Origin of the sequence: Mycolicibacterium moriokaense, from assembly GCF_010726085.1 — a bacterium.
Classification (GTDB): Bacteria; Actinomycetota; Actinomycetes; order Mycobacteriales; family Mycobacteriaceae; genus Mycobacterium; species Mycobacterium moriokaense.
In genome coordinates this window covers 4,894,650-4,907,243 of record NZ_AP022560.1, presented here as the reverse complement: position 1 = coordinate 4,907,243, position 12,594 = coordinate 4,894,650, and the positions used below count along the sequence as shown (strand labels likewise).

The following is a 12,594-nucleotide window of genomic DNA, read 5'->3' as shown; positions in this document are numbered from 1 at the left end:
GACCATGTGACGATGCCCACAATGAACGACCTGCGAAACAAGGTGGCCGTCGTGACGGGCGGTGCCGGTGGGATCGGGCGCGCGATGGGCAGGCGTTTCGGCCAAGAGGGCATGAAAGTGGTACTCGCCGACGTCCTCGCCGGACCGCTCGCGGAGGCCACCCAGGCGCTGACGGACGAGGGCATCGAGGCGGTCGGCGTGGTCACCGACGTCACCGACTACTCCTCGGTCGAGTCACTCGCCAAGGAAGCGCTCGATCACTTCGGCGCCGTGCACATCGTCTGCAACAACGCGGGCACCGGCGCGGTCTCCGAGGGGTACATGTGGGATCACGACCTCGCGGACTGGCGCTGGGGGATCGACGTCAACGTGCTGGGCGTCGTCCACGGCATCAAGGCCTTCGTACCGATCCTGCTCGAACAGGGTGAAGGCCACGTCGTCAACACCTGCTCGGGCAACGGCGGGTTCGCGCCGATCGCCCGCGGGGCGATGGGCGGTCCGGCGACGGCGGTCTATCCGATGACCAAAGCCGCCGTGCTCTGCCTGACCGAAAGCCTCTACACGCACCTGGAGATGACCGGAACCGGAGTGCGCGCACATGTCCTGTTCCCCGGCGGCTTTCTGAACACCGGCATTTGGGAGTCCTGGCGCCACCGGCCGAAGCAGTACGCAGCAACCCAGGAACGCCGCACCCCCGACCAGACCCTGGAAAAAGTGGTGGACCGATTCGAATCCGCGGGCGTGCACATCGAATTCACGCCGCTGGAGAAGGTCGCCGATCAGGTCATCGAGGGTCTTCGTGCCGACAGCTTCTGGATGATGGGGCCGCCCGCCCCGTCCGATCAGGTCGTCAGCAAGAAGGCGTCATCGATTCTGGCTCGCGGCGAGCCCGACTACTTGGTCGACGTCCTCGGCAAGCACGCCGAGAACGCATCGGACACCGAAGGAGGAAAGCGTTGAGCACCAACATGGTTCGTTATGGCCCTCGTCCGCCCGAGGCGCGAGTCGACCACGAGATCGACGCCACGAAGGCGCCCATCGCCACCGAGGCCGTCACCGTCACCTACCTCACCGATCCCGAGATCGTCGCTGCCGTCCTTCCCAGGCCGCTGGAGCCGGCGGCGCAACCCCTGGTGCGGGTCCAGCTTCAGCGAGTGCAGATCGAGGGCAGGCCACCGTTCGGGTCGGCGGTGTTCTCGGTGACCGCCCGGCACGGTGACGTGGAGGGCGACTATCCGCTATTCATGCCGCAGTCGACCGAACAATCGGTCACCGGCGGACGCGAAACCTTCGGTGAACCAAAGAAACTGGCTGACATCGCGGTTGACCGCGACGGAGACGCCGTCACCGCGACCGTCGGGCGGTTAGGGTATCCGTTGATCAGCGTGAGAGGTCGGGTGACCGGCCCGGGCGAGCTACCACCGGACCAGGTGAACACCGAGTTCTACTTCAAGTTCCTGCGCGCTCCCGACGGCGACGGCATCACCGATCCGCACCTCGTCTACGGCGAGTACCACCGGCACTACGAGTTGCTCGAGACCATCGATGGCACTGTCGAATTGGGCGAGTCGCCGCTGGACCCGGTCGCCGACATCGTGGTCCGCGAGGTCACGTCGATCACGTGGTGTCGCCGGCGCACCGTTCAAGTGGGGCGGATCGCCGAACGGGTGCCGCAGGAGTGGTTGTTGCCGTATGTGCACCAGCGCTACGACGACGTGGCTCTGCTCGCCGCGCCGAGGCCCGAGCCGACGCGGGTGTAACCAGTGGACCGGTACACCGTCATCTCGGCGGACTGCCACGCCGGCGCCGACCTGCTCGACTATCGGGAGTATCTCGATCCCGCCTATAGAGACGAATTCGACAGCTGGGCAGCGACATACGTCAACCCGTTCGCCGACCTCGCCGATGAGGAGGCCGAACGCAACTGGGACAGCGACCGTCGCAACGCCGACTTGGACACGGAGGGGATCGCGGGGGAGGTCCTCTACCCCAACACCATCCCGCCGTTCTTCCCCTCGTCGAGCCTGGCCGCAACACCACCGGAGAGCGCCCGTGAACTCGAGCTGCGCTGGGCCGGGTTGCGGGCGCACAACCGCTGGCTCGCCGACTTCTGCTCGCTGTCACCCGAGCGGCGCGCCGGGGTCGGACAGGTCATGCTCCAAGACCTCGACGAAGCCGTCGCCGAGATCGCGCAGATCGCCAAACTCGGTCTGCGCGGCGGAGTTCTGTTGCCCGGAATCCCGCCAGGCGCGGCCATCCCGCAGCTCTACGCCGAGCACTGGGAGCCCCTGTGGGCGGCCTGCTCGGAGGCGGGCGTCGTGGTCAACCACCACGGCGGCAACGCCGGCCCCAGCCCCCTCGACGGCTGGGGAAGCTCGTTCGCGGTGTGGGTGTACGAGACACACTGGTTCGCCCACCGCGCGCTGTGGCATTTGATCTTCAGTGGCGCACTGGACCGTCATCCGGACCTCACCGTGGTGCTCACCGAGCAGGGCGCGGGGTGGATCCCGGCGACGCTCGACTCGCTCGACGTCGCGGCGGCCCGCTATGGACGCGTGGGTTCGGCGATCGCCCGATTCGCCGGCCCCACCGCCGGCTCGCTGAGCCTCAAACCCAGCGAGTACTGGGCTCGGCAATGCTATGTCGGCGCCAGCTTCATGCGGCCGGTCGAGTGCGCTGAGCGCCACGACATCGGCGTCGACCGCATCATGTGGGGAAGCGACTACCCGCACCTCGAGGGCACCGGCTCGTTCACCCGAGAAGCGTTGCGCTACACGTTCTCCGAAGTGCCAACCGAGGAAGTGGCGGCCATGCTCGGCGGGAACGCGGCGGCCGTCTACGGATTCGACCTCGGCGCGCTCAAACCCCTGACCGACCGCATCGGCCCGACCGTGGCCGAGGTCGCCGAACCGCTGCGCGAGGTGCCTGCGGGCGCGAGCAGCACAGTATTCGAGCCCGACCCCATCCGAACCTGGTAGCGAAAGGCCCCGTCATGGACCCGTACCTCATCATTTCTGCCGACACCCATGCGGAGCTTCCGACCGAGCGGTACCGCGAATACGTCGATCCCGAATACCGCGAGGATTTCGAGGCGTACCTCGCCGAGAAGATCGCGGCGGCGCAGGCCGGCGGATTCATCGACGAGGAATTCGCCGAGCAGTGGTTCGACGAACACGGCGAGGGAATCGCCGGCGGGTGGGATGTCGCACAACGGGATAAGGAGCTCGACGGCGACGGCGTTGCCGGCGAGGTCATCTTCCCCGACGCCGACGCGGTGACGGGCGTCGCGGGGGCACCCTTCGGCGCCGGCCTGGGACAGTCGGGCGACCTCGACCCTGGCCGCGCTATGGCCGGGGCGCGAGCCCACAACCGGTGGCTGGCAGAGCTGTGCAGCCACAGCCCTGAACGTCGGGCCGGGGTGGCGGTGATCCCGATCCTGGCGGACGTCGATGCCGCGGTCGCCGAGATCACGCGCGCGGCCAAGGCCGGTCTGCGCGGCGGGATCCTGATCCCGGTGCTGTGGGGCGACTATCCGCCCTACCACGATCGGCGCTACGACAAAGTCTGGGCGGTCTGCCAGGACCTGAACATGCCGGTGCACACCCACGTGGGTCCGGCGCCGAGTGCGGAGTACGGCCAACACCTGGGTATCTACACGACCGAGGTGCGGTGGTGGGGCGCTCGACCCTTGTGGTTCGCCTTGTGGGCGGGCGTATTCGAGCGCTTTCCAAAGTTGCGATGGGGTGCTACCGAGTGCGGTGCGTTCTGGGCCAACGACCTGCTGTGGCTGATGGACACCCGATTCCTGCGTGAACACTCGGCGAAGAAGATGAGCAAGCTGCTCGAGGGTGATCTGACCATGCCGCCCTCGGCGTACTTCGACCGGAACTGCTTCATCGGGGCCACTACGACCGAGCGCCGAGAACTCGCGCGACGCTACGAGATCGGTGTCCCGAACATGCTGTGGGGCAACGATTATCCCCATCCGGAAGGGACCTGGCCCAATACCCGCAAGTGGCTGCGGCACGCGTTCTGGGACATTCCCATCGATGAGACCCGGCAGATCTTGGGGTTGTCCGCGGCCGAAATCTACAACTTCGATCAGAAGGCCCTCGCGCCGCTCGTACAACGCATCGGCCCGACACCTGCGGACCTCGGCCAGGACGACTCGGTGAGCATTCCCAAGTGGGAGGCCGCCCGCGAGGCGGGGCGCCACTGGTTGACGGAGGCCGAGCCGCTCGCCGACCTTGTGGAGAACTGATAGATGAGTTCGGCCGACGAGCCGCGCATGGAACACGCGGGGCCGCTGAGCGGAATTCGCGTCCTGGAGTTGTCGATTGCGCTGACCGGTCCCTACATCGGTGCGCTTTTCGCCGACCAGGGCGCCGACGTCGTCAAAGTAGAACGCCCTGACATCGGCGACATCATGCGGTGGATCGGCCCGAGCGTGAACGGGTTGAGCGCCGTCTTCCGCGTCTGCAATCGCGGCAAGCAGTCGATCGCCGTCGACATCCGTAGCGACGCCGGCCGGGAGATCGCACTCGAACTCGCCGCGCGCGCAGACGTCGTCATCCAGAACTTCCGTCCTGGCGTGGCCGAGCGGCTCGGCGTCGGCTACGACGATGTCGCCGAAAACAACCCCGATGTCGTGTACGTATCACTGACAGGATTCGGCGAGGTCGGGCCGTACCGCGATCGCAGTGCCTACGACACCGTGATTCAGGCCTACGGCGGTGTCGCGTCGAGTCAGGCCGCGCCTGACGTCGGAGAGCCGATATTCCTGCAGCAGGTGCTCGCCGACAAAGTCACCGCGCTCTACGCCAGCCAGGCGGTCACCGCCGCACTGCTCGCGCGCGCCAATGGCCGTGGCGGACAACATGTACACGTCTCGATGGTCGACGCGGTCGTCTCGTTCCTGTGGACCGATGCCGCAGGCAATGAGGTTCTACTCGACTCCGACGGCTCGCAGCCGTCGAGCTTCACCTCCGGTTTCAAACCCTTCCGATTCATTGACGGATGGGGTGTGGTGACGCCGATCTCGGACTCCGATTTCATCGGAATGTGCCGTGCGCTCGATGCACCGGGCGCCGACGACCCGCGCCTGCAGACCGCCGAGCTTCGAAATCAGCACCGGCCGTTGATGGCGGAGGTGATGGAGGGTTGTTATACGGGTGCGGAACGCCTCACTGTTGAGCAAGCCACCGCTCGCTTCGAAACCGAGGATGTGCCGTACGCCATGATCGTGCCTCCCGAGAAACTGCCTGACGACCCGCATGCCGTCGCGATGAAACTATTCGAGGAAACCGACGATCCGGTGGTCGGCCGCACCCGCATTCCGAGGCATCCGGCCCTGTTCGACGGCACACCCGCCCGATTGGCAGGCCCGGCACCGACATTGGGGCAGCACACCAAGCAGGTACTCGGCCTGCTCGGCCGCGACGACCAGGAACCCGAACTGCGGCGAAAGGGCGTCATCGCCGGCTGACGGCTGGCGTCGAATCGTTACCCGACCTTGCCGCGGATGACACGTACGACGGTAAACATGTCAGCGTGTGAAGCGTTGGGTGCTTGGACTCATCTGTGCGGTACTGCTTGGCGTGCCGCTGGCAGCACCCGCAACCGCCGCACCAACGGCTCAGTGGATCGTCGTGGGCGTCCCCGCTGCCAATGCGACGACCGGATCCCTCACCGCCTATCAGCGTTTCGGCCAGCAATGGAAGGTGGTCCTGGGGCCGATACCCGCGAAAGTGGGAGCCGTCGGTGTCGGCGCCCCCGCTGACGGTGTACATCGGACGCCCGTTGGTACCTTCGAATTCGATCAGGCCTTTGGCCGCGAGCCGAATCCGGGCACGAAGATGCCGTATTTCCAGACCACGAACCAGGACTGGTGGGACGAGGACCCCCAATCGCCGACGTACAACACCCACGTGCGCGGACCTGACAGTCCCTCGTCGATTGCGGAGAACCTCTACGACTCGGGCCCTGTCTACGACTACGCCGTGAACATCGTGGTAAATCCGCAGCGCATCCCTGGACGTGTGTCAGGGATCTTTCTGCATGTGACCGACGGCAGTCCCACGTGGGGATGCGTCGCGATCGGTCGCGAAGAGATGCGTGCGGTGCTGAAGTGGCTCGACCCTGTCGCGTCTCCGCGCATCACCATCGGCGTGGGAAACCCTGCGTTGGTCTGATTCCAGAAGGCCCAGGTCAGGACCAGATTCCTGACTTGGGCTTTGTTGTATTGAAAATCCGCCGAATAACGACCGCCGAGCCCAGGAATCGGTGAGACCTGCGGATTTCACGATTGCCGAACATTCTCCGAAGCGATCGGCAGCACCGTATCTCGCGAGAGACAAGGAGAACACGGTGAAGTCGAATTGGGAGCCAGCCACGGTCCACCCGCAGCCGCCACGCGAACCGATCGCGATCGTCGGCATCGGGTGCAGGCTGCCGGGCGGAATCACCGATCACGAGGAGTTGTGGACGGCGCTGCTCGCGGGTCGCGACTGCATCGTCGACATCCCAGGCAGCCGTTGGGATCCGCAGAAGTACCTCGACCCGACCGGTCGGGCGCCCGGCAGAAGCTACGTGCAGAAGGCCGGAATGCTCGCCGACGACCCCAATGCCTTTGACCACACCTTCTTCGGGATCCCGCCCCGGGAAGCCGCGATCCTCGATCCGCAGCAGCGTCTGCTCCTGCAGTGCAGCTGGGAGGCATTCGAAGATGCCGGCGAGCCACCGAGTGACCACGCCGGGGCCAGGACGGGAGTATTCATCGGCGGCTTCATGATGGACCACCTGTCGCTCAAGTCAGATCTGCGAGACCGCGACCGGATCACGACGCATTCGGCGACTGCCGCCACGCTGACGATGCTGTCCAATCGTCTGTCATACGTTTTCGACCTGCGAGGGCCCAGCGTCTCGCTCGACACGGCGTGCTCGTCGTCCCTCGTCGCGATTCATCAAGCCTGCCAGAGTATTTGGGCAGACGAAAGCGATGCCGCGTTGGCGGGTGGTGTCAATGTGCTGCTCTCACCGCAGACGCAGATCACGATGGCCAAGGGCCGCTTCCTGTCCAAAACGGGGCGGTGCCAGGCATTCAGCGACAGCGCCGACGGCTACGTCCGTGGCGAGGGCGCGGCAGTGCTGTTGCTGAAGCCGCTGTCGGCCGCCCGGCGCGACGGAAACACCGTCCACGCCGTCATTCTCGGCACGGCAGCCAACTCGGACGGCCGAACCAACGGGATCACCGTGCCGAACGGAGACGCACAAATCGAAGTGATGCGTCGGGCGTACGCACAAGCGGGGGTTCAGCCGTCGCAGGTGACCTACGTGGAGGCTCACGGAACCGGCACTCCCGTCGGTGATCCCATCGAGGCCAGCGCGATCGGAACGGTGGTCGGGGCCGACCGCGATGGAGAGCCGTGCCGCATCGGTTCCATCAAGACCAACATCGGACACCTCGAGGCCGGGGCCGGCGCAGCCGGTGTCATCAAGGCGGCGCTCGTGCTGAAACATGGCACGGTCCCGCCGCACCTGCACCTGAAGTCGGTCAATCCCGCGATCGACCTCGACGAGCTCAACCTTGCGATCCCGACGCAAACTGAAGCGCTGCCACGGCTGGGCGAGCGCAGGATCGCCGGCGTGAACTCGTTCGGTTACGGCGGGACCAACGCACACGTCGTGCTCGCAGAGCCGTGGGAAACGGACGAACTGACCGACCTTCCTGCTTCACACCCCGAGCCGGCGACGGATCCTGTGCTCCTCGTCAGCGCGCGCAGCCCCGAGGCCTTGGTCGAACTCGCCGCAAAGCATGGCGAGGCGCTCTCGGATCCCGACGTCGACGTGACCACCTACTGCCGGAGCGCGGCAATTCACCGCGGCCACCACCGCCTGCGTACCTCCTTCCCAGCGACTGACCGATCATCGCTGATCGACTCGCTGACAACGTATTCCGCAGAAGGTGCCGCAGCGGTGGAACCGGTGCTGGACGCGCCGAAGCTGCTGTTCGTCTACACAGGTATGGGTCCCCAGTGGTGGGCGATGGGGCGTCAGCTCTACGAGACGGAGAAAGTCTTCCGCGAGGCGGTCGAGGAGTGCGACGACGCCTTTGGCGAGTTCAGCGGCTGGTCGATCCTCGACGAGATGCTCGCCGACGAATCGGTTTCGCGCATGGCCCGCACGGACATTGCTCAGCCGGCGAACGCGGTCCTGCAGATCGCCTTGACCCGACTGTGGCGCTCGTGGGGAGTTCATCCCGATGGCGTGTTGGGGCACAGCGTCGGTGAGCTCGGGGCAGCCTACGCGTCGAATGCGCTCAGCCTGTCCGACACCATGCTGGTCGCCTACCAACGAAGCCGACTGCAAGCGCAGCTCGCGGGTAGGGGATCGATGCTCGCCGTGGGCGTGAACCGTGACGAGGCGCAGGCATTCGTCGAACGCTTCGCCCCGTTGGTGTCCATCGCCGCGGTGAACAGCGCGACTTCGATCACCCTCGCCGGGGACACCGAGGCGCTGGAAGCGATCGCCGCAGAGCTCACCGCGGCCGGGCGGTTCAACCGCTTCCTCACGGTGGAGGTGCCCTACCACAGCGAGGTGATGGCGGACATCCACGACGAGTTGCTCGCCGCGCTGGAGCCGTTGCAGCCGGCGCCTCCCGAGCTTGACGTGTACTCGACGGCCACCGGGGCCCGGATGACCGACGATCGTCACGATGCGGCGTACTGGTGGCAAAACGTCCGCGGCACAGTTCTTTTCAGCGACGCTCTGAAGGCGGCTGTCTCCGATGGTCATCGCGCCTTCCTCGAGATCGGTCCGCATCCGGTACTTTCGGCATCCATCCGCGACGTGCTCGGCGAGGTTGGAGCCAAAGGTGTCGGGATCGCGTCCCTTCGCCGGGGTGCGCCTGAACTCGAGACGATGCACGCCGCGCTGCGGTCGCTCTACGCCGGCGGCGCCGCGATCGACTGGAACACGTTCTTCGGTCCCGGTGCCTACACCGCGCTGCCGAAGTACCCCTGGCAGCAGGCGAGCCCCTGGGACGAGAGCGAGCACATTCAACAGCGACGCGTGGCATACGAGCGGCACCCGATGATCTCCGACGTCGAGACGAGCTCGCCGCGCCGCTTCATCTCGGAGGTCTCCTTCGGCTCCCTGCCTTTCCTCGAAGACCATCGCGTAGCGGGAACGGTGATCTTCCCCGGTGCCGGCTATGTGGAGCTCGCCCTCGCGGCGCGCGAGGCGCTGTCGGGAAGCCCGTCCTGCTCGATCGAAGATCTGGAATTCAAGGTGGCGCTGCCGCTCGAGGCCGAGCATCCGACGCTGGTGGCCGCGACGATCGCACCCGACTCCGGGGTGTTTTCGATCCATCGTGAAAGTCATGGTAGCGAGCCCGTACTGTGCGCGCGGGCAAAGGTGTACTCGTCCGGGCGTATCCCGGAAACGGTTGACATCGAGGCGATTCGGCGACGGCTGACAGACGAGGTCTCACCCGACACGCTGTACGCCTCACTCGCCAAACGCGGCCTGCGTTACGGCCCGCGGTTTCAGCCGGTCCGCTCGCTGCGCCGGTCCGCGACGGAAGCCGGTGAGGTGCTCGCCGGGCTGGCGTTGCCCGACGAGATCGACGCACGTGGCTATCACCTTCATCCCGTGCTGCTGGACGGAGCGTTTCAAAGCCTGATCGCGTCGGTCGACGAGGGACCGCGCGAGGACCTGATTCCGGTGGGGATAGATCGGATTCACTACATCGGTGGATCGGCGGCCGCATACAGCCACGGTCGGATCGTTCGGGCAGACGCGGACGGGGTCACCGGTGACCTCACCCTGCTGGCCGAGGACGGCACGGTCGTCGCCCAGGTCTTCGGGTTCAGATGCCGGTTCCTGCCCAGGATTCCCCGGCATGATGAACACCAGCGACGGCTGTACACACGCACGTGGGTGCCGCTCGAAGCGAAGCCGAGCGCACCGCCCTCGTGGCTGGTCCTGCGGGACGATGACATTCGGCCGGTCTTGGACGAATTGTCGACACAGCCCGAACCCATGTGGCTGGTCGATCTGCGGTGGGCATCGGAACCCACCGACTCGTCGAACCCGATCGCGGACGGGGCCGGTCTGGCAGAGCAGCTGCTGAACACGGTGAAATCGTTGCCGTCCGGCAAGCCCGCGCGCTACTTCATCGTCACTCGACGTGCAGAGGTGCTCGACGACGACTCTCACGAGGCCGCGATCGATCGCGCTGTGCTCCTCGGGGTGGGGCGCACACTCATCTCGGAGCGTTTCGATTTGGGAGTGACGCTCGTCGACATCGACGAGTCCTTCGATGACGTCGACGAGCTGTTGCAGGTCCTCGGCAGGGTGGGCGACGAGCAGGAAGTCGCGCTCCGCGGCGGAAAGCTGTTCTGCGCCAGAGTCGACCGGGCATCCGCTGTCGAGACGGTGCAGCCGCAGGACGTGGAGACGACCCCGGTAGTACTCGGAACCGCCTACGCACTGGAGCTCAAAAGCACTGGAACGCTTGATGAACTCGCGTTTGTGCCATGTGAGCGAAAGCCTCTTGGCTCCGACGATGTCGAAATCGAGGCCGAATACGTTCCGCTGAACTACAAGGACGTTCTCAAGGCCATGGGTCTCATGTCGGATCGGATCACGAGAGACACGTACTCGGGGACCGGTGTCGGCATGGAGGTCGCCGGTCGGATCTCCCGTGTCGGCAGCAATGTCACGAGCCTCGACGTCGGCGATCGCGTGTATGCCCTCTGCACCGACGGGTTCAGGTCCCACGTGATCGTGCCGTCGGACCGTGCCTTCGTATTGCCGGACGCTGTCACTCTGGAGGAGAGCACTTCCATGGTGGCATTCATCACCGCGTATCACGGGCTGTTGAAGATCGCCCGCCTGCAGAAGGGCGAGACAGTGTTGGTGCACGGCGCCACTGGCGGCGTCGGACTCGCGGCGATCGAGGTGGCGAAGTGGATCGGCGCCGAGGTCATCGGGACCGCAGGTTCGGATGAAAAGCGAAACTACCTGCGCTCGCTGGGTCTGACGCATGTCACCACGTCGCGGGACGTGTCTTTCGCCGACGACGTGATGAAGTGGACCGACGGCCGGGGCGTTGATGTCGTCCTCAACTTCTCACCCGGCGAACTGATGACCAAGAGTCTGGCCTGCCTTGCGCCGTTCGGACGGTTCATCGAGATCGGCAAAATGAGCTTCGAGCAGGACGCTCCGCTGAACCTGCGACCGTTCAACGAGAACCTGGTGTACGCCTCGGTGGACGCCGACCGGCTGATGGAAAGCCGGCCCGAGTACATCGCGGGGATCATCTCCGAACTGCTGGACTTGATGACCGAAAAGCGTTTGGGGAGTGTCCCGGTCACGCTGTTCGGCGCGAGTCGCATCAAAGACGCGTTCCGCTTGATGGCGCGTGCCAAGCACATCGGCAAGGTGTGTGTGGCCATCCGCGATCCAGAACTGCACCTGCGCGTCGAGGCGCCGCGGCCGATCCGTACCGACGCCACGTACCTTGTGACCGGGGGCCTGGGCGGATTCGGTCTGGAGACGGCGAAGTGGCTCGTCGGCGAAGGAGCGCGACACCTCGCACTGATGAGCCGTCGAGGTGTCGACGCGCCCGGGGCTCGCGACGCCATCCGGTACCTGGAAACGCGCGGTGTGACCGTACGGGCCTACGCCGCGGACGTAGGCCGCCTAGCCGATGTTGCCAGCGTCCTTGACGACATCGCGGCAACGATGCCGCCGCTGCGCGGCATCATCCACAGCGCCACGGTGCTCGACGATCGCAGCCTAGCCGACCAGGACCGCGAATCCCTCGATCGTGTACTCGGCCCCAAGGCGCAGGGCGCGTGGAATCTCCACTCGCTCACCGGCGATCTCGACTTCTTCGTGATGTATTCGTCGATCTCATCGTTGTTCGGCACACGTGGACAAGCGAACTACGTCGCCGCCAACTGCGTGCTCAACTCGCTGGCCACGCTTCGCCGGCGCCGGGGACGGGCCGCGTCGGTCATCCAGTGGGGAGTTCTGGGGGAGACAGGCATCGTGGCGCGCGACGCGAATACCGGCAAGTACCTCGAACAGATGGGGCTTTCCGCGATGAGTATCGATGACGCCTTGATGGGGTTGCGCGATGTCATCTACGGCAACCTCGAAACCCTCACCGTGGTGGAGGCCGACTGGTCGCGATTCGCCGCGTCCCTCGTCCCGATGGCCGGCGACCGACGGATCACGTTGCTCACCGACACCGCAGGTTCGGGTGCTTCTGGCGCGGGCGCCGAGGTGGTCGAAGCCCTCAAGGGCCTGTCCGAGGAGGGCCGTCGCGACCACATCCAGGCGATGCTCGTCAAGATCGTCACGAGCGTCATGCAGATGGAGGAGCCGAGCTTCGCGTTGTCGCAGCCGCTGCACGAGGTCGGGATGGACTCCATCATGGGCCTCGAGATCGCGGCCAGCCTCGAGAGAGCGATCGGACTGCGTTTGAACGCTTTGGATTTGGCGGTCGGCCCGTCGATCGAACAGCTGGCCCAGACGATCCTCGATCGATTGATGAACGCGGCACGCGAACAGGCCGCATAAGCC

General features: G+C 65.7%; 7 protein-coding genes. All 7 read left to right on the top strand.

The features are described from left to right. Positions 1-21: 21 nt before the first annotated feature. The 7 genes from G6N43_RS24095 (at position 22) to G6N43_RS24065 (ending at position 12,591) form a co-directional block, all read left to right on the top strand. Positions 22-960 carry an SDR family NAD(P)-dependent oxidoreductase gene (locus tag G6N43_RS24095; RefSeq protein ID WP_275989482.1) on the top strand — a complete coding sequence of 313 codons (939 nt, stop codon included), beginning with the start codon at positions 22-24 and terminating at the stop codon, positions 958-960. Continuing rightward, positions 957-1,760, top strand: a complete 804-nt coding sequence (locus tag G6N43_RS24090; protein WP_083149314.1) for an acetoacetate decarboxylase family protein — start codon at positions 957-959, stop codon at positions 1,758-1,760. Before G6N43_RS24095 ends, G6N43_RS24090 begins: the two co-directional genes overlap by 4 nt. A 3-nt stretch (positions 1,761-1,763) precedes the next feature. After that, positions 1,764-2,978, top strand: a complete 1,215-nt coding sequence (locus G6N43_RS24085) for an amidohydrolase family protein (RefSeq protein WP_083149315.1) — start codon at positions 1,764-1,766, stop codon at positions 2,976-2,978. A 14-nt stretch (positions 2,979-2,992) separates the two neighbouring features. Then, the gene (locus G6N43_RS24080; RefSeq protein ID WP_083149316.1) at positions 2,993-4,261 is read left to right on the top strand and encodes an amidohydrolase family protein; all 1,269 of its coding nucleotides are present in this window, start codon (positions 2,993-2,995) and stop codon (positions 4,259-4,261) included. 3 nt (positions 4,262-4,264) lie between these two features. After that, positions 4,265-5,485: a CaiB/BaiF CoA transferase family protein gene (locus tag G6N43_RS24075; RefSeq protein ID WP_234809990.1), complete on the top strand. Its 1,221-nt coding sequence runs from the start codon at positions 4,265-4,267 to the stop codon at positions 5,483-5,485. 67 nt (positions 5,486-5,552) lie between these two features. Next, a complete protein-coding gene (locus tag G6N43_RS24070) occupies positions 5,553-6,191 on the top strand; it encodes a L,D-transpeptidase family protein (protein ID WP_083149317.1) in 639 nt (212 codons plus the stop codon). A gap of 175 nt (positions 6,192-6,366) precedes the next feature. Continuing rightward, on the top strand, positions 6,367-12,591 hold the full coding sequence (locus tag G6N43_RS24065) for a type I polyketide synthase (RefSeq protein WP_133056526.1): 6,225 nt from the start codon (positions 6,367-6,369) through the stop codon (positions 12,589-12,591). The last annotated feature ends 3 nt before the right edge of the window (positions 12,592-12,594 follow it).

Bases quoted from the DNA above. Each gene is read 5' to 3' on its own strand.
- G6N43_RS24075 (WP_234809990.1), top strand. From the start codon at position 4,265: ATGAGTTCGGCCGACGAGCCGCGCATGGAACACGCGGGGCCGCTGAGC.
- G6N43_RS24080 (WP_083149316.1), top strand. From the start codon at position 2,993: ATGGACCCGTACCTCATCATTTCTGCCGACACCCATGCGGAGCTTCCG.
- G6N43_RS24095 (WP_275989482.1), top strand. From the start codon at position 22: ATGAACGACCTGCGAAACAAGGTGGCCGTCGTGACGGGCGGTGCCGGT.